The organism is Nocardioides marmotae, assembly GCF_013177455.1.
Classification (GTDB): Bacteria; Actinomycetota; Actinomycetes; order Propionibacteriales; family Nocardioidaceae; genus Nocardioides; species Nocardioides marmotae.
The window spans coordinates 117,146-139,094 of the sequence record NZ_CP053660.1; the positions used below are offsets into that span (position 1 = coordinate 117,146).

A 21,949-nucleotide genomic window follows, 5' to 3' on the forward strand; every position below is an offset into this window, starting at 1 on the left:
CGTATCGACGGTGTGTCGTGGAGCTGCTGTGGATCGCACGGCCTCGTTGTCGGCGACTTTTGTGCGTTCGTTTGTGTGTGCACCGGGGTTCGACGAGGATGCGCCGGGCCTCCGGTCCGCTGAATGTACCCCCGGCCTCTGGGGGCCACTATTGGATCGTTCAACGGCTGGTGGCGCAGATCACAGTCGCGCCGAGGCGGGGTCGGATTTCGGCTTCCCGGGCCCTGTCGGCTAAGGTCTTCCCTTGTCCGCCGAGGTGCGGACGGGCGCCTGTAGCTCAACGGATAGAGCATCTGACTACGGATCAGAAGGTTTGGGGTTCGAATCCCTACAGGCGCGCAGGACGTGAACGGCCCCCACCGGCGGTGGGGGCCGTTTCGTCGTTCCGGGGACGGCTGGGGGACGACATCGGGCCGGTCCGCTGGACGAGCTCAGGGCTTGCGGGGCAAGGGGCTGTAGAAGACCAGTCCGTTGCCCTGGCTGTCGCGGACCACTGCGCGCCGTTCGTGCGCGCCATCGGCCGGTCCCTGGACCACCTGCCCTCCTGCGGCCTCGACCGCCCTCGCGGCGGTGTCGACGTCCTCGGTCTTGATGCCGACGACGACCGAGCCCGGTAGGGGGTGGTCGCTCGCCGTGGCGAGGGCAAGGGTCACGGCTCCGCCGTCGAGCGCTGCGTAGCGTTCGCCGTCGCGGAAGCGCAGGGTGTAGCCGAGGCTTTCGTAGAACCGGATCGAGGCATCGAGGTCCTCGGTGGACAGGATGACCTGGCGGATGTTGTGAGCGCTCATGGTGGTGGTCCTTCTGGTCCTTTCCCGTAGGGGCCGGCCTGGCCCTCGGGGCGACAATGGCGCTCCTGAGGCCTTCCTGCCCCTAAAAATCTACCGGACGATTGGTTGACGTCGCCGAGTGGCGTGGCTAGTTTCATTGTTTGTCCGAGGCTCGTCTCGGCGTGATGTCGAGGAGTGCGAATATGTCGGTTCGGCGGGCGACGGGTGCTGTGGGGCTGTTGCTGATGGCCTCGGCGATCACCGCGTGCGGCAGCGGTGACGACGACGGTGCGACGGCAGGTGCCTGCGGCCCGACGAGCGAGCTGCGGTTCGGCGTTCACACCGAGGTGCGTGGCTTCGACGTGGTCAACGGAGGCACTGTCGGCGTCGCCGGTGGCCACGAGCGCTCGGCGGTCTTCGACACGCTGATGGAGTACGACGCCGGGACGGGTGATTTCGTCCCCCGGATGGCGGAGTCTTTCGAGCCGAACGAGGACTACACCGAGTGGACGCTCACCCTGCGTGACGGCATCACCTTCAACTCGGGCAACCCGGTGACGACCGAAGCGGTCAAGTTCTCGGTCGACCGACACGGCGCCGACGACACGGTCTCGCTGTTCAAGGCGCAGATGGACGTCATCGAGTCGATGGAGGTCACGAGCGATCTCGAGATGAGCTTCCGGCTCAAGGACGCTCAGGGCGACTTCCCAGCCGTCTTCGCCACTGCGCCGGGCATGTTGGCCGACCCGGCCGTCTTCGAGGAGGCGGGCCCGGAGGAGTTCGGCGTGGATCCGAGCGCGGGCGCCGCCGGGCCGTACAAGGTGGCCAGCTACACCCAGGGCGAGGAAGTGGTCCTGACCCGGAACGAGGACTACTGGGGCGAGGGCGAGTTCTGCATCGGGACCTTGCGGTTCGTCTACGTGGAGGACGAGGAAGCGCGTCGGGACAGCTTCCTCAACGGTGAGCTCGACATGGCGTACTTCAACGACGCCTCGGTGATCGACGCCGTCCGTCGCGCTCCGCGTGAGATGCACACGAGCATCGGATGGGGTGCTGCCACCGTGCTGATCAATCACGGCACCGGCGGCGTGGACCGTCCCGGCAAGGACGTGCGGGTCCGGAAGGCGATCGCCCATGCCCTCGACCCCGAGGTGATCGACGACCGTGCCACCGGCGGCACCGGGGTGCCCAGCACCGCCCTGGTGACCGACGAGTCCATCCTGTGGTCCGAGGGACTCGAGGGCCCGGCACACGATCCGGCGGAGGCCAGCAGCCTGCTCGCCCAGGCGAAGGCCGACGGGTACGACGGGAAGATCACGCTCTCGTGTGACAACGCCCCCGCCAAGGTGGAATGGGCACTGACCGTCGAGGCGATGCTGGAGAAGATCGGTTTCGACGTCACTCTGGAGAACTCACGCTCGCTCACGGACCACCGAGAGCTCTTTTTCACCGGCAACTACGACCTCAGCTGCTTCGCGATGAGCGTCGACGAGAGCCTGCCGTGGGTGACCTTCCAGACCACGCTGGGACAGGACACGGTGGCGCAGAGCCGCGTCGGCTATCGCAGCCCCGCCATGGGCCGGGCCATGGACGAGCTGCGAGCGGCGGGGACGGTCGAGGAGCGCCAGGCTGCCCTCTTCGAGATGCAGGCGATCTGGAACGAGGACGTCCCGATGGCGATCACCGCTCACGGGCGCCAGGGACTGGCGTGGAACGAAGGGGTCGAGGGAGTGCAGTTCAGGCACGCCGGGATCTCCCTCTTCGACGACGCCACGATCGATCGGTGAGGCGCGACGTGGGCTTCACTCGCGCCCTGTGCAAGGAGCCGGGCCCGTTCGGGATCAACGCCAACCCGGTGCGCCGGGCCGGGCGGAGTCGACCTCCTCGCCGGCAACGGCGCTGCCGCTCCTCGTTGGTCAAGCGTGCGACGTACCCCCGACCTCCCGAGCCCTGCCTGCTCACGACGGCGGTGGTGGCCCGCCCGCGGCCTGTCAGCGCGCCGGCCTGATCGGCGCCCTCAGGAGAGGTACGCCGGCAGCGTCTCGAACCCGCGCAGGATCCGGGTGTCGCGGCGGGTGGGGCCGGGTGCGAGCCGCAGGTCGGGGAAGCGCTCGGTGATCCGCTGGAGCCCGACCTGGCCCTCCATCCGGGCGAGCGCGGCGCCGAGGCAGAAGTGCCGCCCGGCGGAGAAGGACACGTGGTCGGCGGCGTTCTCGCGGGTGACGTCGAAGCGGTGCGGGTCGGTGAAGACCTCGGGGTCGCGGTTGGCGCCGGCGAGCAGCGTGGTGACCACCGCGCCGCGCGGCATCCGCACGCCCGCGACCTCGGTGTCGCGCAGGACCGTGCGGCCGGTCAGCAGCACCGGCGGGTCGATGCGCAGCACCTCCTCGACGGCGGTGGGCCAGCGGTCCGGCTCGGCGGCGAGCAGCGCGCGCTGGTTGGGGTGGTCGTGCAGCAGCGCGATGCCGTTGGAGAGCAGGTTGACGGTCGTCTCGAACCCGGCGGCGAGCACGAGGCCCGCGGTCGCGATCAGCTCGCGGTCGGTCAGGGCGACGCCGTCGTCGTCGCGCGCGGCGACCATCTGGCTGAGCAGGTCCTCGCCGGGGTCGCGGCGCTTGGCCTCGACGTGGTCGGCCAGCCAGGCCTCGAACGACGCCAGGGCGCCCTCGACGCTGCGGAACCGGCGCCAGGACAGGCCGAGGTCGAGGCTGGGCGCGGCGGCGGTGCCGAAGTCGAGGACCGTCTTCCGCTCGGAGTCCGGCACCCCGAGGATCTCGGCGATCACGGTGACGGGGAGCAGTGCGCAGTAGGCCTCGACCAGGTCGACCGGGCGGTCGCCGGCCTCCCTCGCCAGCGAGGTCAGCAGGTCGTCGGCGATCTCCTCGGTGCGCTCGCGGAGCCGCTGGACGGCGCGGACCGAGAACACCCGGGTCACGAGCTTGCGCATCCGGGTGTGGTCCGGGGGCTCGGTGACCAGCAGGGAGGGTGGGGTGAGCGGGCCCATCGGGGTGGTGCGGTGCGCCCAGCGGCCGAGCCGGCCCAGCGGACCGGTGCCGGTGCCGAGGTCGATCCCGGCGCGGACGTCGGGGTTGGCCAGCACCTCGCGGACCACCGGCAGGGTCGCGGTGACGTAGGCGTAGCGCGAGCGGTGGAGCGGCCCGCTGGCCCGGATGGCGTCGAAGAGGTCGACCGGCACCTCGCTGGTCGTGCTGCTGGCGACGATCAGCCGGCCGTGCAGGTCGCCCCGCCGGGCGGCGGCGCCGATGGCCGTCCGGGGCAGCGCGTGCCCCAGGCCCCAGCGGACGGCCGGGCGGGCGGCCGAGCGCAGGGCCTCGGCGCGGGGCGCGAGCGGTCGGGTCGCGGTCCGCAGCAGCACGGGGCCTCCTCGGCGGGGTTCGATCCGCGGGTTCGATACCGGCGGGTATCCGATACCTTCCGGTATCGTCCGGCGCATGTCAACGGTCCCGCCCCCGCCGGGGGAGGTACGCCGCCGGCCACCGCGCGACGAGGTGCGCCGCGCCCTCCTGGACGCCGCGGCCCGGACGTTCGCGCGCCAGGGGATCGATGCCGCCAGCCTCGACGACGTGGCGGCCGCCGCGGGCTTCACCAAGGGCGCGGTCTACTCCAACTTCGGCAGCAAGGAGGGCCTGGTCGCCGCGCTCGTCGACGACCGGGTCTCGGCCTACCTCGACCTGGGCCTCGCCGCGGTCGCCGACACCGACGCGACGCTCCCCGAGCGCGCCCGGATGCTGGGCGACCGGCTCACCGCGGCCACCGACGAGCAGCACGACTGGCACCTGCTCTTCCTCGAGCTGTGGCAGCGCGCGGTGCGCACCGGCCGCACCGACGGGCCCTTCGGCGAGCGCCGCCGCGAGCTGCACGCCGCGGTCGCCGCCGCGGTCGCGGCGCACGCGGAGGAGGCGGGCGCCGAGCTGCCCCTGCCCGCGGGGTCGCTGGCCACCCTCCTGCTGGCGCTCTCCAACGGGCTGGCCATCGAGCGCCTGGTCGACCCCGCCGCGGTCCCCGACGACCTCATGGGGCGCGCGCTGGCGCTGCTGGTCAGCGGCGCCGCGCCGGCCGACCCGGTCGACCCCGCCGGGCCGGATGGACCAGATCACCGCTGACCTGGGCGTTTGTCACTTCGGTCGGACGGGCACCAGCCCGCCACCCCCGAGAGAAAGGTGAACCATGAACACCCGCACCATCGCCATCGTCGCCCTGATCATCGCCGTCATCGTCCTGGCTCTGATCCTCCTCTGACCACCTCGCTGACGGCCGTCCGCCTCGGCGGGCGGCCCGACCTCCCGCTGCTGGTCCTGGGCCCCGCGCTCGGGACCTCGGCCACCGCCCTGTGGGGGCCGTGCGCCCGCCTCCTGGGTCGCGACCTCCAGGTCGTGGCGTGGGACCTGCCGGGTCACGGCACCAACCGGGTCGACCCCGACGCCGCGGACGACCCGCTGACGGTGCCGGCCCTCGCAGCCGCGGTGCTCGACCTCGTCGACACCATGGCGCAGGGCCTGCACCGGCCGGCCTTCCACTACGCCGGCGTCTCCGTCGGCGGTGCCGTCGGCCTGCAGCTCGCCCTCGACGCCCCCGACCGGCTCGAGAGCCTCACGGTGCTCGGCACCACCGCCCGCCTCGGGGACCCGGACTCCTGGGCCGAGCGGGCGGCGACCGTCCGCGAGCGCGGCACCGAGGCGCTCGTGGAGATGTCCAGCGGGCGCTGGTTCGCCCCCGGGTTCGTCGAGCGCGAGCCGGACCGGGCGGCGGGACTGCTGCGCTCGCTCACCGACGCCGACGACGAGGCGTACGCCGCGGTGTGCGGCGCGCTGGGCGGGTTCGACGTGCGCGAGCGGCTGGGCGCCGTCACGGTGCCCCTGCTCGCGGTCGGCGGCTCCGCCGACGTACCCGCTCCTCCGGAGGAGGTCCGCGGGCTGGCCGAGGCCGTGCCCGACGGGCGCGCGGTGGAGCTGCCCGACGTGGCGCACCTGGCGCCGGCCGAGGCCCCGGAGGAGGTCGCCCGGCTGGTCCGCGAGCACGCGCTCGGGCCCGAGCAGGACGCGCCCGGGCCCGAGGCCGAGCAGCTCGCTGCGGCCGTGCACGCCGCCCGCGCGGCCGGGCTCACCGCCGCCGAGGTCGAGGCGCTGGTCCGCGCCGCGCTCGCCGGGGAGGACCCGCCGGCCGGCTGACCGGGGTGGACGGGCTTGTCAGACTCGACGACATGAGCGAGGAGCGCCCGATCGAGTACTGGCTGACCGACATGGACGGCGTCCTCGTCCACGAGGACGTGCCGATCCCCGGCGCCGGGGAGTTCCTGGAGGCGCTGCGCACCTCGGGTCGCCGGTTCCTCGTGCTCACCAACAACTCGATGTTCACCCCGCGCGACCTGCGCTCCCGGCTGCTCGCCAGCGGCATCGACGTGCCGGAGCGGGCGATCTGGACCTCCGCGCTCGCCACCGCCCAATTCCTCGCCGACCAGCGGCCCGAGGGGCGGGCCTACGTCGTCGGGGAGGCGGGCCTGACGACGGCGCTGCACGACATCGGCTACGTGCTCACCGACCGCGACCCCGACTACGTCGTGCTCGGGGAGACGCGGACCTACTCCTTCGAGGCGATCACCCGCGCGATCCGGCTGATCGACGCCGGCGCGCGGTTCATCGCCACCAACCCCGACCCGAGCGGGCCGAGCCAGCAGGGCAAGCTGCCGGCGACCGGGTCGGTGGCCGCGCTCATCAGCACCGCGACCGGGCGGACGCCGTACTTCGTCGGCAAGCCGAACCCGCTGATGATGCGCTCGGCGCTGAACCGGATCGACGCCCACTCCGAGTCGGCGGTGATGGTCGGGGACCGGATGAGCACCGACATCGTCAGCGGCCTGGAGGCCGGCCTGCGCACCGTGCTGGTCACGACCGGGTCGACCCGGCGCGAGCAGGTCGAGACCTTCCCCTACCGGCCGACGCGGGTGGTCGACTCGGTGGCCGACCTGGTCGAGGTCGCCCGGCGCGGCTCGTTCGACTGAGCTCCCGGCCCGGTCCGACCGCCCGTCGGACGGCCCGTCAGACGGCCCGTCAGACGGCTCGCGCCGCGGCGCGGCCGGCGACCCGCCCGGAGAACAGGCAGCCGCCGAGGAAGGTCCCCTCGAGCGCGTTGTAGCCCATCATCCCGCCGCCGCCGAAGCCCGACACCTCGCCCGCGGCGTACAGGCCGGGGAACGCGCTGCCGTCGGCGCGCAGGCAGCGCCCCTCGAGGTCGGTCTCCAGCCCGCCGAGGGTCTTGCGGGAGAGGATGTTGAGCCGTACGGCGATGAGCGGGCCGGCCGCCGGGTCGAGCAGCTTGTGGGGGCGGGCGACGCGGATCAGCTTGTCGCCGAGGAACGTGCGGGCCCCGTGGATCGCGGTGACCTGGGCGTCCTTGCTGTAGGTGTTGTCCATCTCGCGGTCGCGCGCCTCGACGATCGTGCGCACGCGGGACACCTCCAGCGGCGGGACGTCGTCGTCGGCGACCCGGTTCATCCCGGCGACGAGCTCCTCGAGCGTCTCGGCGACCACGAAGTCCTCGCCGTGCTGCTTGAACGCCTCGACCGGCCCGGCCGCGCCCTTCTTGACCCGGGAGAGCAGGAGCTTGAGGTCCTTGCCGGTGAGGTCGGGGTTCTGCTCGGAGCCCGAGAGCGCGAACTCCTTCTCGATGATCCGCTGGGTGAGCACGAACCAGGAGTAGTCGTGGCCGGTGGCACGCAGGTGGCGCAGCGTGCCGAGGGTGTCGAAGCCGGGGAAGTACGGCGCCGGGAGGCGGTTGCCCTCCGCGTCCAGCCACAGCGAGGAGGGGCCGGGGAGGATCCGGATGCCGTGGTCGGCCCAGATCGGGTCCCAGTTGCGCAAGCCCTCGACGTAGTGCCACATCCGGTCGGGGTTGACCACGTTCGCGCCGGCGTCCTGGGTGATCTGGAGCATCCGGCCGTCCACGTGGGCGGGGACGCCGGCGACCATCCGCTTCGGCGGGGTGCCGAGCCGGGCGGGCCAGTTGCGGCGCACCAGGTCGTGGTCGCCGCCGATCCCGCCGCTGGTCACGACGACCGCCGCGCCGCGCGCCTCGAAGTGGCCGACCACCGTGCGGCTCGACGGCCGGCCGCGGTCCACGGAGGTGGGCTCCAGCAGCGCCCCGCGTACGCCGACGGCCGCGCCGCCCTCGACGAGCAGCTCGTCGACGCGGTGCCGGAAGCCGAGGCGGATGCGGCCGGTGGCGACGTGCTCGCGGACCCGGCGCTCGAAGGGCGCGACGACGCCGGGGCCGGTGCCCCAGGTGATGTGGAAGCGGGGCACGGAGTTGCCGTGGCCGCTGGCGGTGCCGTCGCCGCGCTCGGCCCAGCCGACGACCGGGAAGACCCGGTGGCCCATCTGCCGCAGCCAGGCGCGCTTCTCACCGGCGGCGAACTGCAGGTAGGCCTCGGCCCACGCGCGGGGCCAGCGGTCCTCGGGCCGGTCGAACTGCGCGCTGCCGAACCAGTCCTGCCGCGCCAGCTCCAGGCTGTCCTTGACGCCCATGCGGCGCTGCTCGGGGCTGTCGACGAGGAACAGCCCGCCGAGGCTCCAGAAGGCCTGGCCGCCGAGGCTCTGCTCGCCCTCCTGGTCCAGCAGGAGCACGCTGCGGTCCGCGTCGGCGGCCTCCGCGGCGGCGACCAGGCCGGCGAGGCCGGCTCCCACGACGACGAGGTCGGCGCTCCACCCATCCATGCCCGTCATGCTCCCACCGGGTCGGGGCGGTCAGGCCAGCGACCAGTCGACGGCCGCGACGAGGTGCTCGCCGGCGAGCCCCTTGAGCTCCACGGCCCGCGGCTGGTCGAGGACGACGTCGTCGAGGTCGGCGAGGGCGTCGGCGACCGGTCCGCTGACCAGCACCTCCCCGCCCTCGGCGAGGGCCGCCACCCGGGCGGCGTGGGCGACGTTGCGGCCGAAGATGTCGTTGTCGCGGTGGACCACGTCGCCCTGGTGCACGCCGATCCGCACCGCGACCGGCGTCCGCCCCCGCAGCCGCCCGCGGTCCAGGGCGCGCTGGATCGACGCGGCGCAGCGCACGGCGGCCTCGGCGGTGGGGAAGGCGACCATGAACCCGTCGCCCTGGGTCTTCACGACGTGGCCGCCGTGGCGGGCCACGCGGTCGCGGACCAGCTGGTCGTGGCGGGCCAGCAGCCGCACGAACGCCTTGTCGCCGAGCTGGTCGTTGAGCGCGGTGGAGCCCTCGATGTCGGAGAAGAGGATCGCGACCGTGCCGTCGGCCCCGGCCATCCGGACCAGGTCGGGCCGCTCGACCTGCGCCCACCCGGCCAGCTCCTCCACCGAGCTGCGCAGCGCCCCGCCGAACCCCTTCTCCCGCACGAGCGCGGCGGTCTCCCACACCGCCTTGACCACCTCGTCGGGCCGCGGCACGAGCCGCCGCGGCGGGCGCCGCTCGCCGCGCAGGGCGGCCACCTTGGCCCGGAGGAACCGGACCCGCCGGCGACTGCCGAGCCACAGGCCGAGCAGCACCGCGAGGCCGACGGCCTCGAGCACGACGGCGACGACCAGCAGCAGCGTCGAGGTGCTCACCGGAGGATCATCGTGCACCCGCCCGGTCGCGTGGGCCGTTGTCCGAGAAGCGCCCCGCCCGGCCGCCGGGGCCGGCGCCCGGGCCGGCGCCCGGCAGCCGCCAGGGCCGAAGGCAGGTGCCCGGCAGGGCCGGACGGGACCTCGACACGCGACGCGGAGGCCACCATGCTGGAGGGTCGGGAGGTCGTCATCGTCGTCACGCACCACAGGCAGCTGGCCGCACGCGTCCCCACGCGGTGCGCCGGCGACCCTGCCTGCCCGGGTACGCCCCGATGACCGGGCGCGTGCGCGCGCTGCCCGCGGTGCTGCTGTTCCTGGTGGTGCTCGCGGTGCTCGCCGGCGCCGCGACCTGGCTCCAGCAGGGGGTGCTCGACCCCGCGCGCGGCCGGCCCGCGGGCCCGATCATCGGCGGCGCGCCGGCCGATGGGCCGGTCGGCCCACCCGAGGCCGCGCCGGCGCCCGCCGGGGCAGCCGGGGCGGCCGGGGGCTCCGGCCGGTCCGCGAGCGGTGTCGCCGGGCGGTCGCCCGGCGACGTACCGGTGGTGGACCCGGGGTGGGCGGCCACCACCGCGGAGCGCGCGGGGATCCCGCTGCCGGCGATCACGGCGTACGGCCGGGCGACGCTGATGGCGCCCGCGGGCTGCTCGATCGGCTGGACCACGCTCGCCGGCATCGGCTGGGTGGAGTCCCAGCACGGCACGATCGACGGCCGCACGCTGGGCGCCGACGGGCGCTCCTCCGAGCCGATCCTCGGCCCCGCGCTCGACGGCCGCGGCAAGGTCGCCGCGATCCGCGCGACGCCGTCCTCGACCCGGTGGCACGGCAACCCCACGTGGGACCACGCCGTCGGGCCGATGCAGTTCATCCCCTCGACGTGGGAGCGGTGGGCCGCCGACGGGGACGGCGACGGGACGGCCGACCCGAACGACGTCGACGACGCAGCGCTCGCCGCGGTGGGCTACCTGTGCGCCGACCGCCACGACCTCACCACCGGCGCGGGCTGGTCCGCGGCGGTGTTCTCCTACAACCACGCGCAGGAGTACGTCGTGGCCGTGCACGCCGCGGCGACCTCCTACGCCGAGCGGACGGGGTGAGCGGATGACGCTCGACGCGACGGAGCTGGGGGACCGGGCGGACCCGGCAGGCGGGGCGGACCGGACGGGGACCTTCGGCGCCGCCGAGATCACCGAGGCGTACGCCGCGTTCCAGGAGCGGGTCGCGGGGTTCACCGCGAGCGGCGACTGGCACGGGTACGCCGACCTGTTCACCGAGGACGCGACGTACGTCGAGCACGCCTACGGCACCTTCCGCGGCCGCGAGGAGATCCGCGCCTGGTCGGTCCGGACGATGACGAGCTTCCCCGGGCGGGTGATGACCGGCTTCCCGCTGGCCTGGTCGACGATCGACGTCGAGCGCTCGCGGCTGGTCTGCGAGGTGCGCAACCTGATGCCCGACCCCGGCGACGGCTCGGTGCACGAGGAGTCGAACCTCACGATCATGACCTACGCCGGCGACGGGCTGTTCTCCCGCGAGGAGGACGTCTACAACCCGCTGCGCTTCCTGCGCACCACGCTGCGGTGGGCGGCCGTCGCCGAGGCCCACGGCCGCCTCGACGAGGACGGGCGGGCCTACGTCGCGACGTACGGCGGCGGGCCGGCCGGCGCTCGGGGTGGCGGATGACCGCCGCGCCGGCGTGCGCCGGCTTGCCCCGTTCTGGGATGCTCGACCCCATGCAGGATGGGGTCGAGACCGTGGAGCGGGACCGGTGAAGGGGGCGGCCCGTCGGGTGACGCTCGAGGTGGTCGGCTGGGTCCTGGTCGTGGCCGGCATCGCCGCGCTGGTCCTCCCCGGCCCGGGACTGCTCATGCTCTTCGGTGGTCTCGCCGTGCTGAGCCAGCAGTACGAGTGGGCCGAGCGGCGCCTGGACCCGGTGAAGTACCGCGCGCTCCGGGGCGCCGCGGAGTCGGTGGAGACCCCGCTCCGGATCGCGCTCACCACCACCGGCGCGCTGGTGCTCGCCGCCGCCGGCGTGCTGTGGATGGTCAAGCCCGACGCCCCGACCTGGTGGATGCTCGCGGACTCCTGGTGGCTGCCCGGCGGCATCGCCACCGGCATCACCCAGATCGTCTCGGCGATCGTCGCGGTGGGGCTGCTCGTCTACAGCTACCGCCGTTTCCACGGCAAGCCGCACGCCGTCGCCGCCCTCGAGCGCGACACGCACCGCGCCGACCACAGCGACCGCGCCGCGGGCTGACCCCTCGCTCGGCGCGGCCTGCCCCGGGCTCAGCCCGCCGATCTCAGGGCAGCGAGCAGAGGATCGGGATCGGCAGGAGCTCGCAGAGCGGGTCCAGCGGGCTTCCGCCCCCGCACGGGTCGGCGGTCGGGCTGGCGGTCGGTGACGTCGTGCTCGTGGGGGTGGCCGTCGGCAGCGGGCTGGTGGTGACGGAGGGGGAGCCGGTGGCGGTCGGCGACGGGTCGCACGTCGGGTCGGCGCTGGGGCTCGGGCTGATCGTCACGGTCGCGGTCGCGGTGGCGGTCGGGCTCGTGCTGCCGCTCGGGGAGGTGGTGGCGGTCGCCAGGGCGCGGCAGTCGGCGAGGTCCTGGCGGGCGGCCTCCCGGTCGGCGCGCGCCTGGGCCAGGTCGCGCCGGACCCGCTGCTTGGCCGCCTTGGCCGCGGTCAGCTTCTTCTTCGCCCGGGCGCGCTGCTGCGAGCCCTTCGCCGCCTGCTGGTAGGCCTTCCGGGCCGCCTTGACCTTCTCGTTCTTCTTCGTCAGCGACCGCGAGAGCCGGTCGGCGCGGGCAGCCTCGTCGTCGAAGGCGTTCTGCTCGGCGATGCAGTTCGGCGGCGCCGCCGCGGCGGAGGTGCCCGCGGAGGTGAGCAGCACCCCGGTGCCGACGACCGAGCCGACCACGAGGGCGACGGCCGCGACCGCGGTCAGGAGCTGGCGGAGGACGGGGTGCGACATGGCGACTCCTGGGGCTGGCGGGACCTTCCACGGGGTCAACGAGCCAGGCCGGGGCAGGTTAGGCACCCGGTGTGCCGGAGATCACCCCGCCCGGAGGCTCAGCGACCGCAAGATTGTCCGACAACCGTGGTGCCAGGCCGTACGATTTCCCGTGAGCGGCCCCGGCTGACCACGCGCCGGCGTGCGCCGCTCGGCTCCACCCAGCAGCAACCACCCAGCAACGACCCTCGCGGTCGTCCCGCCACCGCGGGACGGCCGCGTCGTACGTGCGCGCCACCGCGCGCCAAGGAACAGGACGGACCAGCAGTGCCCCTCGAGCTCGCGAGCCTGATCGGACTCGCCGCCACCCTTCTCGCCTTCGGCTACACCGTGCCGCAGTTCCGCAAGCTGCGGCGCACGACCTCCGCGGCCGGCGTCAGCGTCGCCGCGCTCGCCTGCTCGAGCATCAGCAACCTGGCCTGGACGACGTACGGCGTCATCGAGCGCGACGTGTGGGTGGCCCTGCCCGCCGCGGTCAGCATCCCGGCGACCCTCGGCGCGCTCGTGCTGGCCTGGCGCCGGGGCGGCTCGCGCGACCGGCTGTGGCTGCCGGTGCTGTGGACGGGCGTCGTCGGGGCCGCCGGCCTCTCCGCGCTGTGGGTCGGGCCCGGCCCGGCCACGGTCGTCCTCGGCTGCTCGGTCGCCCTGCTCGTGACGCCGGCCGCGCTCACCGCCTGGCGCAGCCACGACGTCGCCGCGATCGCCGTCTCCGGCTGGGTGATGCTCATCGTCGACGCCGGGTTCGCCGGTGCCTACGGCGTGCTCGCCGGTGTCGAGGCGAACGTCATCTACGCCGCCGTCGCCACCCTCGGCTCGATCGCGATCCTCGTCCGGGTCGGCCTGCCCGCCCACGTGCACGCCCGGCTGGTCCGCCTGCCCGCGCCGGCCGGGTCCACCGACGAGCTGAGCCTGGTCGCCTAAGCCCTCCCGCCGCCCGGCCGCACCGGGCCCACCTCGGGGGGTCTGTCGGCGCCGGATGGCATGCTGCGCCGCGTGCCGCTCCACCTCCACTCCGCCCCGCGGACCGACCTGCTCGCCGACGCGCTCGGCGAGCTGTTGTCGCGCCCGCTGGCGGACCCGTTCGCGGAGGAGGTCGTGGCGGTCCCGGCCAAGGGCGTCGAGCGCTGGCTGACCCAGCGGCTCTCCCACCGGCTCGGTACGTCGCCGGGCGGGGCGGACGGGGTGTGCGCGGGCGTCCGGTTCCTCAGCCCGCGCTCGCTCGTCGGGCTGCTGCTCGACCGTGACCGCGACGACCCGTGGGACCCCGACCGGTTGGTGTGGCCGCTGCTCGGCGTCATCGACGACAGCCTCGACGAGCCCTGGTGCGCCACGCTGGCCCGCCACCTCGGGCACGGTCTCGACGGCGAGGAGGCCGCGCTGCGGCGCAACCGCCGCTGGTCGGTCGCGCGGCGGCTCGCCGGGCTCTACGCCTCCTACGCCGTCCAACGACCCACGCTGGTGGCCGACTGGCGCGCGGGCTGCGACACCGACGGGGCCGGCGGGCCGCTCGACGAGGACCTCCACTGGCAGGCCGAGCTGTGGCGCCGGCTGCTCGACCGGGTGCCGCTCGACCCGCCCGACGTCCGCCACGCCGCCACCCTGGCCGCGCTGCGTGCCGGGGGCGCGGGGCTCGACCTGCCCGACCGGCTCTCCCTCTTCGGCCACACCCGGCTGCCGGTGACCGAGGTCGAGCTGCTCGGGGCCCTCGCGGAGAGCCGGGAGGTCCACCTGTGGCTGCCGCAGCCCTCCCCGGGCCTGTGGCGCGACCTCGCCGACCTCGCCGACCTCGCCGACCTCGCCGGCCCGGTGGTCCGTGCCGACGACGACACCGCCCTGCGGGTCGGCCACCCCCTGCTGGCCTCGCTCGGCCGCGACACCCGCGAGCTGCGCCGGACGCTCGCCACCGCGCCGGCCGAGGAGCACGAGCACGACCCCGCGACCGAGCCGCCCGGCACGCTGCTCGGCTGGCTCCAGGACGACCTGCGGGCCAACGCCGCCCCCGACGCCACCACCCGCGCCGGCCGCACCCTCGCCGCGGGCGACCGCAGCGTCCAGGTCCACGCCTGCCACGGTCCCGCCCGCCAGGTCGACGTGCTCCGCGAGGTGCTCGTCGGGCTGCTGGCCGACGACCCGACGCTCGAGCCGCGCGACATCCTCGTCATGTGCCCCGACATCGAGACCTATGCGCCGCTGGTCGCGGCCGGGTTCGGGCTGGCCGACGTGGTCCCCGACGACCGCGGCCACCCCGCCCACCGGCTCCGCGTGCGGCTCGCGGACCGGGCGCTGACCAGCACCAACCCGCTGCTCTCGGTCGCGGCGCGGCTCGTCGAGCTCGCCGGCGGGCGGGTCACCGCCAGCGAGGTGCTCGACCTGATGGCCGCGGAGCCGGTGCGCGCCCGGTTCCGGCTGACCGACGACGAGCTGGCCCGGGTCACCCGCTGGGTCGGTGACGCCGGCATCCGGTGGGGCCTCGACGCGGAGGGCCGCGCGGGCTTCGCGATGAACCGCTTCGAGCACAACACCTGGCGCGCCGGCCTCGACCGCGTCCTGCTGGGCGTGGTGATGAGCGGCGACGACCACCGCCACCTCGGCCGCGGGCTCCCGCTCGACGACGTCGGCAGCGGCGACATCGACCTCGTCGGCCGGTTCGCCGAGCTGATGGCCCGCCTCGAGGAGTGCCTGCGGGCGCTCGGGTCGGCCGGCAAGGTGGGGGACTGGATGGCCGCGCTCCACGAGGGCGTCCGCGCGCTCACCGACGTCCCCCTCGACGACGCCTGGCAGCTGCCGCAGCTCGAGCGCGAGCTCGCCCGCGCGGTGGAGTCGGCGGGCGCGGGCGCCGACGTACCGCTGCGGCTGGCCGACGTCCGCGCGCTGCTGGAGTCGCGGCTGGCGGGGCGCCCGACCCGGGCCAACTTCCGCACCGGCACGCTCACCGTCTGCACGATGGTCCCGATGCGCTCGGTGCCGCACCGCGTGGTCTGCCTGGTGGGCCTCGACGACGGGGTCTTCCCGCGCACCGGCTCCGTCGACGGCGACGACGTGCTCGCCCGCCGCCCGTTGACCGGCGAGCGGGATCCCCGCAGCGAGGACCGTCAGCTGCTCCTCGACGCCGTGATGGCCGCGACCGAGACCCTCGTGGTCACCTACACCGGCGCCAACGAGCACTCCGGCGCCGCCCGCCCGCCGGCGGTCCCGCTCGGGGAGGTGCTCGACGCGCTCGACCGCACCACGGGCGCGCCGGTCCGCGACCGCGTGGTCGTGCGCCACCCGCTCCAGCCCTACGACGCCCGCACCTTCACCGACGGCGCCCTCGGCGTCCCCGGTCCGTTCGGCTTCGACGAGCCCGCCCTCCTCGGTGCCCGCGCCGCGCTCGGGGAGCGGCACCCGCGCCCGCCGTTCCTGCCCGGCCCGCTGGCCGAGCGGGACACCGAGGACGTCGCGCTGGCCGACCTCCACGACTTCCTGCGCCACCCGGTCCGCGCGTTCCTGCGCCGCCGGCTCGACATCGGCAGCCCCCGCTCGGCCGAGGAGGTCAGCGACGCGATCCCGGTCGACCTCGACGGGCTGCGCTCCTGGGAGGTCGGCGACCGGCTGCTGACCGAGCTCCTCGCCGGGCAGGACGCCACCGCGGTGCTCACCGCCGAGCAGCTCCGCGGCTCGCTCCCGCCGGGCCGGCTGGGCCACCAGAAGCTCGACGAGGTGGCCCGGGAGTCCCAGCAGCTGTGGGACCACACCGCCGACCTCCGGGTCGGCGCCGCGCGCAGCATCGACGTCGACGTGGCCCTCGGCGACGGCCGCCGGCTCAGCGGCGTCGTCCAGCGCGTCCACGCCACGCGGATCGTCACGCTCACCTACTCCCGGCTCAAGGCCAGGCAGCGGCTGGCCTCCTGGGTCGACCTGCTCGCGCTCAGCGCCGGCCGCCCCGACGAGCACTGGACCGCCCACGCCGTCGGCCGCGACAAGGCCGGCCCGAAGCGTGCCCTGTCCGGGCCGCTCGACCACCGCGCGACGGACTGGCTGCGCCGGCTCGTCGAGCTGATGGACCTCGGCCTGAGTCGTCCGCTGCCGATCCCGGTGGCGACCGCCCACGCCTGGGCGGAGGCGCACCTGCTGGAGCTGATGGGCAACGACCGCTCGCCCGCGCAGGCCGCCGAGCGCGAGTGGTGCACCAACCCGGGCAACCCGTGGGGCATCGAGAACGAGGACGCCGACCCCCACCACGTCCGCGTGTGGGGCGAGCGGGCCCCGGTCTCGGTCCTGCTCGACGCCGGCCTGGCGACGTACGCCTGGCAGGTGTGGGAGCCGCTGCTGACCGGCGGGGAGCGGGTGGCCGCCCTGTGAGCGCCGAGGCCTTCGACATCCGCGACCCGCTGCCGACCGGCACCACCCTGCTCGAGGCGAGCGCCGGCACCGGCAAGACCTGGACCATCGCCGCGCTCGTGACCCGGTACGTCGCCGAGGGGGCCTGCCCGCTCGAGCGGATGCTCGTGGTGACCTTCGGCCGCGCGGCCAGCCAGGAGCTCCGCGAGCGGGTCCGCACCCAGCTGGTGGAGGCCGAGCGCGCGCTCGCCGACGACCCGACCCTGGCGCCGGCGGAGCCCTCCGCCCTCATCGACCTGCTGCTCGCCTGCGACGAGGGCGAGCGGGCGCGTCGGCACCGCCGGGTCAGCGAGGCGCTCGCCGGGTTCGACGGCGCGACGATCGCGACCACCCACCAGTTCTGCTCGATGGTGCTGGGCTCGCTGGGCGTGGCCGGCGACACCGACGCCCGCGCGCGGCTGGTCGAGGACCTCGACGACCTGCTGACCGAGGTGGTCGACGACCTCTACCTGCGCGCCTTCGCCTTCGCCGAGACCGACCCGGCCTTCAGCCGCGCGGAGGCGATGGGCATCGCCCGGACCGTGGTCGGCGACCCGCAGGCCCGGCTCGAGCCCGCCGACCAGGACCGCACCACGCCCGCCGGCCGCCGGGTCGCCTTCGCCCGGGCGGTCCGCGCCGAGATGGAGCGCCGCAAGCGGCGGCTCGGCGTGCTGTCCTACGACGACCTGCTCGCCCAGCTCGCCGACGCCCTCGAGCACCCCGACGCGCCGGCCCGCGCGCGGATGCGGCAGCGGTGGAGCATCGTGCTGGTCGATGAGTTCCAGGACACCGACCCGGTGCAGTGGCAGGTGCTCGACCGGGCCTTCACCGGGCACGCGACGATGGTGCTCATCGGCGACCCGAAGCAGGCGATCTACGCCTTCCGCGGCGGCGACGTGACGACGTACCTCCAGGCCGCGGCGACCGCGACCACCACCAAGACGCTGCCGGTCAACTGGCGCAGCGACGAGGCCCTGCTCGACGCCTTCCAGACCGTGCTGCGCGGCGCCGAGCTCGGCGACCCGCGGATCGTCGTGCACGACGTGACCCACCACCACGCGGGCTCGCGGCTCGCGGGGGCGCCGAGCACCGCGCCGTTCCGGCTGCGGGTGCTGCGCCGCGACCAGCTCGGCCGGCGGGGGACCGCCCCGCTCTACGTCAGCCAGACCCGGCCCCACATCGCCCGCGACCTCGCGCTCGACGTGCGCCGGCTGCTGGCCTCCGGGGCGACGTTCGAGGGCCGGCCGCTCGAGCCCCGCGACGTGGCCGTGATCAGCTACCGCCACGCCGACCTGGCCGCGTGCCGGGCCGCGCTGCACGAGGTCGGGGTGCCGGCCGTCATCGCCGGCGGCGGCAGCGTCTTCGCCACCCCCGCGGCGACCGAGTGGCTCGAGCTGCTCGAGGCGCTCGAGCAGCCGCACCGCAGCGCGCGGGTGCGGACCGCGGCGCTGACCTGCTTCTTCGGCCACACCGCGGCCGAGCTCGACGCCGGCGGCGACCGGCTGACCGACGACGTCGCCGACACGCTGCGCTCCTGGGTCGAGGTCTTCACCCGCCGCGGCGTCGCCGCGGTCCTCGAGGCCGCCACCGTCGGCGGCCTGCCCGCCCGGGTCCTCGCCGAGGTCGGCGGCGAGCGCCGGCTCACCGACCTGCGCCACCTCGGGGAGGCGCTGCACGAGGCCGCGCTCACCGAGCGGCTCGGCCTGGTCGCGATGGTCACCTGGTTGCGCCAGCAGATGGCCGACGCGCAGGAGGGCCGCGGGGCCGAGCGGACCCGCCGGCTGGACTCCGACGCCGCCGCGGTCCAGCTGGTGACGATCCACGCCAGCAAGGGCCTGGAGTACCCCGTCGTCTACCTGCCCGCCCTCGCCGACCGCAACGTCCCCAAGCCCTCGACCCCGCTCTTCCACGACGCGCAGGGCCGCCGCTGCCTCGCGGTCGGCGGTCCCGGCGGGGACGGCTGGGACGACCACGTCCGCCGCTGGGCCGACGAGGAGGCCGCCGAGCACCTCCGCCTGCTGTACGTCGCCCTGACCCGCGCCCGCTCCCAGGTCGTCGCCTGGTGGTCGCCGACCCGCAACACCCCCAGCTCGCCGCTGCACCGGATGGTCCTGGGCCGCCGGCCCGGGATGGCCGAGGTGCCCGCCGAGTTCGCCAACCGCAGCGACGACGAGGCCGCGGAGTTCCTCACCCGGTGGCAGGCCGCGGGCGGGCCGACCGTCGAGCCGGCCGTGCTCGCCGACCCGGGGCCCGACCCCGAGCGGCCCGCCCTGCCGGCGCTCGGCCTGCGCCGCTTCGGCCGCGAGGTCGACGTGGCGTGGCGGCGGACGTCGTACTCCGCGCTGACCCGCGTGGAGGTGGTCGCCGCCGCGGCCGCGCCCGGCGGGGTCGGCAGCGAGCCGGAGTCGGTCGCGAAGGAGGACGAACCCGCCTTGCCCGTGCCCGCGCCGGCCACCTCCGCTACCGAGGAGGCGGCGCCCGCCGCCGGGGAGGCCGTGCTCTCCCCGATGGCCGACCTGCCGGTCGGGGCGACCTTCGGCTCCCTGGTCCACGCCGTGCTCGAGCACGCCGACCCCGACGCGCCCGACCTGCGCGAGGAGCTGCTCGGCCACGTCCGCGAGCAGCTGGTCCGCTGGCCGGTGCCGCTGGACCCCGAGCGCCTGGCCGACGCCCTCGTCGCGGTCTGCGACTCCCCGCTCGGCTCGGTCGGCGGGACGGTCGCGTCCACCACGCTGCGCCGGGTGCCGCTGCGCGACCGGCTGCGCGAGATGGAGTTCGAGCTGCCGCTGTCCGGGGGCGACCTGCCGGCGGCCGGTGGCCGCGGCGCCCGGCTCGGCGACCTCGCGCCGCTGCTGCGCCGCCACCTGCCCGAGGGCGACCCGGTGCGGGCCTACGCCGACCAGCTCGACCAGCCGGCGCTCGGCGCGCAGAGCCTGCGCGGCTACCTGACCGGCTCGGTCGACGTGGTGCTGCGGCTGCGCGACGAGCAGGGCCGGCCGCGCTACGTGGTGGTCGACTACAAGACCAACTGGCTCGGCCCGATCGACGAGCCGCTGACCGCGGCGGCGTACCGCCCCGACGCGCTCGCCGGCGCGATGGGCCACTCCGACTACCCGCTCCAGGCGCTGCTGTACGCCGCGGTGCTGCACCGCTTCCTGCGCTGGCGCCAGCCCGGGTACGACCCCGAGGTGCACCTCGGCGGGGTGCTCTACCTCTACCTGCGCGGCATGTGCGGCCCCGGCACCCCGCTCGTGGACGGCGAGCCGTGCGGGATCTTCACCTGGCGTCCGCCGGTCGCGCTGGTCGAGGCACTCTCCGACCTGCTCGACGGCCGGGTCGACAGCCGGGGTTCCCAGGAGGTGTCCGCATGACCGAGCTCTTCGAACCGGTCGGCGACCACGACCACCGCCTCGCCCGGGGCGCCGACGGCCTGCTCGGCGCACTCAACCGGGCCGGCCTGCTCGAGGCCGGCGACCTGCACGTCGCCACCCGGGTGGCCGACCTCGCGGGGGAGACCGGCGAGGGGGCGGACGCCGAGCCGGTGCTGCTCGCGCTCGCGCTGGCGGTCCGCGCGGTCCGGCACGGCTCGGTCGCGGTCGACCTGACCCGGTTCCCCGACCTCGTCCGCGACCTGGTCCCCGGGCTCGCGCTGCCCGAGCCGGAGGCGTGGCTGGCGGCGGTCGCCCGCTCCCGGCTCGTCGGCAGCGGTGCCCTGCGGCTCGAGCACGGCCTGCTCTACCTCGACCGCTACCACCGGCTCGAGCAGCAGGTCTGCGCCGACCTCGTGGCCCGGGCCGAGCAGCCCCCGCCGCCCGTCGACGAGGCCGCGCTCGCCGCGGCCCTGGATCGCGTGGGCGGCGGCCGGCTCAGCGACCAGCAGCGCGACGCGGCCGACCGCAGCGTGCGGCAGTGGACCACGGTGCTGACCGGCGGCCCCGGCACCGGCAAGACCACGACGGTCGCGCGCATCCTCGCCGTCCTCGCCGACCAGGCCGCCGCCCGGGGCGAGCGGCTCTCGGTCGCCCTCAGCGCCCCCACCGGCAAGGCGGCGGCCCGGCTCCAGGAGGCGGTGGAGACCGAGCTGGCCGGGCTCCCGGCCGAGGACCGCGACCGGCTGCTGCGGACCAGCGGCCGTGGTCGCGGGCTCGACGCGATGACCCTGCACCGGCTGCTGGGCTGGCGGCCCGACAACGCGACCCGGTTCCGGCACGACCGGACCAACCGGCTGACGTACGACGTGGTCGTGGTCGATGAGTCCTCGATGGTCGAGCTGACCCTGATGGCGCGCCTGCTCGAGGCGGTCCGCCCGCAGGCGCGGCTGCTGCTGGTCGGCGACCCCCGCCAGCTCACCTCGGTCGGCGCCGGCGCCGTCCTCTCCGACCTGGTCGCCGGGCACGAGGGGGACCCGGCCTCCCCGGTGGTCTCGCTGACCGAGAACTACCGCTCGACCGAGGACATCAAGACCCTCGCCGAGGCGTTGCGCACCGGCACGGCCGACGAGGTCCTGGCCGCCCTGCGCACCCCGTCGCCGGAGGTGGAGTACGTCGAGACCGACGACCCCGCGGGCGTGCTGCGCCCCGACGCACTCGCCTCGGCCCTCGCCGTCCGCCGGGCCGCCGAGCGCGGCGACGCCGAGGCCGCGGTCCACGCGCTCGACGACCACCGGCTGCTCTGCGCGCACCGCGAGGGGCCCTACGGCGTACGCGTCTGGAACCGCACCGTCGAGCAGTGGCTGGCCGAGGAGATCGGCGAGGACCTCCACCACCCGTGGTACGTCGGCCGGCCGCTGCTGGTGACCACCAACGACCACGCGCTGGAGGTCTACAACGGCGAGACCGGCGCGGTGGTGCTCGGCGAGGACGGCCGGGTCCGCGCCTGGATCGCCGGCTCCGGCGGCCTGCACGACTTCGCCCCCGGCCGGCTCGACGCGGTCGAGACGATGCACGCGATGACCATCCACAAGAGCCAGGGCAGCCAGGCCCGGCGGGTGACCGTGCTGCTGCCGGAGGAGGGGTCGCGGCTGCTCAGCCGCGAGCTCTTCTACACCGCGGTCACCCGCGCCCAGCAGCACGTGCGCGTGGTCGGCTCGGAGGCGGCGGTGCGGGCCGCGGTGGAGACCAGCGCCGAGCGCGCCACCGGCCTGCGCCAGCGGCTCCAGGCCGCCCGGGCCGCCCGCGCGGCCGGGTCCGGTGCGTGACATCGGGAAACCATCACGCAACCTGCGCGGTCTAGGGTC

16 protein-coding genes and 1 tRNA gene are annotated in these 21,949 nt (G+C 75.4%); 12 read left to right on the forward strand and 5 right to left on the reverse strand.

The window, feature by feature from the left end:
• Window positions 1-266 precede the first annotated feature (266 nt).
• A tRNA-Arg gene (locus HPC71_RS00575) sits at window positions 267-339 on the forward strand.
• Between the two features lie 92 nt (window positions 340-431).
• Here HPC71_RS00575 and HPC71_RS00580 read toward each other — a convergent pair.
• Entirely contained in the window at window positions 432-788 is a 357-nt protein-coding gene (locus tag HPC71_RS00580; RefSeq protein ID WP_154615920.1) for a VOC family protein, read from the reverse strand.
• A gap of 224 nt (window positions 789-1,012) precedes the next feature.
• Here HPC71_RS00580 and HPC71_RS00585 point away from each other — a divergent pair, with 224 nt between their 5' ends.
• Window positions 1,013-2,554, forward strand: a complete 1,542-nt coding sequence (locus tag HPC71_RS00585; protein ID WP_171895938.1) for an ABC transporter substrate-binding protein — start codon at window positions 1,013-1,015, stop codon at window positions 2,552-2,554.
• Window positions 2,555-2,784: 230 nt separating this feature from the next.
• Here the strand turns inward: HPC71_RS00585 and HPC71_RS00590 are convergent, their stop codons facing one another.
• A complete protein-coding gene (locus HPC71_RS00590) occupies window positions 2,785-4,143 on the reverse strand; it encodes a cytochrome P450 (protein ID WP_253943842.1) in 1,359 nt (452 codons plus the stop codon).
• A 76-nt stretch (window positions 4,144-4,219) separates the two neighbouring features.
• Between HPC71_RS00590 and HPC71_RS00595 the strand changes: the two genes are divergently transcribed.
• Genes HPC71_RS00595 through HPC71_RS00605 form a run of 3 tightly spaced genes read left to right on the forward strand, consistent with a single transcriptional unit; the run spans window position 4,220 to window position 6,786 of the window.
• Complete coding sequence (locus tag HPC71_RS00595) at window positions 4,220-4,891, forward strand: TetR/AcrR family transcriptional regulator (protein WP_171895939.1); 672 nt, start codon at window positions 4,220-4,222, stop codon at window positions 4,889-4,891.
• Window positions 4,892-4,948: 57 nt separating this feature from the next.
• A complete protein-coding gene (locus HPC71_RS00600) occupies window positions 4,949-5,956 on the forward strand; it encodes an alpha/beta fold hydrolase (RefSeq protein WP_216656500.1) in 1,008 nt (335 codons plus the stop codon).
• 32 nt (window positions 5,957-5,988) lie between these two features.
• On the forward strand, window positions 5,989-6,786 hold the full coding sequence (locus tag HPC71_RS00605; protein ID WP_154615910.1) for an HAD-IIA family hydrolase: 798 nt from the start codon (window positions 5,989-5,991) through the stop codon (window positions 6,784-6,786).
• 49 nt (window positions 6,787-6,835) lie between these two features.
• On the opposite strand, the gene HPC71_RS00610 is transcribed toward HPC71_RS00605, so the two are convergent.
• A complete protein-coding gene (locus HPC71_RS00610) occupies window positions 6,836-8,497 on the reverse strand; it encodes an FAD-binding dehydrogenase (protein WP_154615908.1) in 1,662 nt (553 codons plus the stop codon).
• Window positions 8,498-8,527: 30 nt separating this feature from the next.
• Entirely contained in the window at window positions 8,528-9,349 is an 822-nt protein-coding gene (locus HPC71_RS00615) for an adenylate/guanylate cyclase domain-containing protein (RefSeq protein WP_171895940.1), read from the reverse strand.
• Between the two features lie 284 nt (window positions 9,350-9,633).
• Here HPC71_RS00615 and HPC71_RS20850 point away from each other — a divergent pair, with 284 nt between their 5' ends.
• The 3 genes from HPC71_RS20850 to HPC71_RS00630 all read left to right on the forward strand — a co-directional run bounded on the left by HPC71_RS20850 (window position 9,634) and on the right by HPC71_RS00630 (window position 11,603).
• Entirely contained in the window at window positions 9,634-10,443 is an 810-nt protein-coding gene (locus tag HPC71_RS20850) for a lytic transglycosylase domain-containing protein (RefSeq protein WP_253943843.1), read from the forward strand.
• A gap of 4 nt (window positions 10,444-10,447) precedes the next feature.
• Window positions 10,448-11,029, forward strand: a complete 582-nt coding sequence (locus HPC71_RS00625) for a nuclear transport factor 2 family protein (RefSeq protein ID WP_154615906.1) — start codon at window positions 10,448-10,450, stop codon at window positions 11,027-11,029.
• A 106-nt stretch (window positions 11,030-11,135) separates the two neighbouring features.
• A complete protein-coding gene (locus HPC71_RS00630; RefSeq protein WP_253943844.1) occupies window positions 11,136-11,603 on the forward strand; it encodes a PGPGW domain-containing protein in 468 nt (155 codons plus the stop codon).
• A 43-nt stretch (window positions 11,604-11,646) separates the two neighbouring features.
• On the opposite strand, the gene HPC71_RS00635 is transcribed toward HPC71_RS00630, so the two are convergent.
• A complete protein-coding gene (locus HPC71_RS00635; protein WP_171895942.1) occupies window positions 11,647-12,315 on the reverse strand; it encodes a hypothetical protein in 669 nt (222 codons plus the stop codon).
• Window positions 12,316-12,621: 306 nt separating this feature from the next.
• On the opposite strand from HPC71_RS00635, the gene HPC71_RS00640 reads away from it, so the two are divergent.
• From HPC71_RS00640 to recD, 4 genes are all read left to right on the forward strand, one after another.
• A complete protein-coding gene (locus tag HPC71_RS00640; protein WP_154672475.1) occupies window positions 12,622-13,275 on the forward strand; it encodes a SemiSWEET family transporter in 654 nt (217 codons plus the stop codon).
• A gap of 72 nt (window positions 13,276-13,347) precedes the next feature.
• Window positions 13,348-16,695 carry an exodeoxyribonuclease V subunit gamma gene (recC, locus tag HPC71_RS00645; protein ID WP_171895943.1) on the forward strand — a complete coding sequence of 1,116 codons (3,348 nt, stop codon included), beginning with the start codon at window positions 13,348-13,350 and terminating at the stop codon, window positions 16,693-16,695.
• Window positions 16,692-20,084: a UvrD-helicase domain-containing protein gene (locus tag HPC71_RS00650; RefSeq protein WP_171895944.1), complete on the forward strand. Its 3,393-nt coding sequence runs from the start codon at window positions 16,692-16,694 to the stop codon at window positions 20,082-20,084. Before recC ends, HPC71_RS00650 begins: the two co-directional genes overlap by 4 nt.
• Complete coding sequence (gene recD / locus HPC71_RS00655; RefSeq protein ID WP_154615900.1) at window positions 20,081-21,910, forward strand: exodeoxyribonuclease V subunit alpha; 1,830 nt, start codon at window positions 20,081-20,083, stop codon at window positions 21,908-21,910. The genes HPC71_RS00650 and recD overlap by 4 nt, the downstream gene beginning before the upstream one ends.
• Window positions 21,911-21,949: the final 39 nt, after the last annotated feature.

Coding starts and splice junctions, on each gene's coding strand:
- HPC71_RS00635 (WP_171895942.1), bottom strand. CDS start 12,315: ATGTCGCACCCCGTCCTCCGCCAGCTCCTGACCGCGGTCGCGGCCGTC.
- HPC71_RS00595 (WP_171895939.1), top strand. CDS start 4,220: ATGTCAACGGTCCCGCCCCCGCCGGGGGAGGTACGCCGCCGGCCACCG.
- HPC71_RS00580 (WP_154615920.1), bottom strand. CDS start 788: ATGAGCGCTCACAACATCCGCCAGGTCATCCTGTCCACCGAGGACCTC.
- HPC71_RS00610 (WP_154615908.1), bottom strand. CDS start 8,497: ATGGATGGGTGGAGCGCCGACCTCGTCGTCGTGGGAGCCGGCCTCGCC.
- HPC71_RS00585 (WP_171895938.1), top strand. CDS start 1,013: ATGGCCTCGGCGATCACCGCGTGCGGCAGCGGTGACGACGACGGTGCG.
- HPC71_RS00625 (WP_154615906.1), top strand. CDS start 10,448: ATGACGCTCGACGCGACGGAGCTGGGGGACCGGGCGGACCCGGCAGGC.
- recD (WP_154615900.1), top strand. CDS start 20,081: ATGACCGAGCTCTTCGAACCGGTCGGCGACCACGACCACCGCCTCGCC.
- HPC71_RS00605 (WP_154615910.1), top strand. CDS start 5,989: ATGAGCGAGGAGCGCCCGATCGAGTACTGGCTGACCGACATGGACGGC.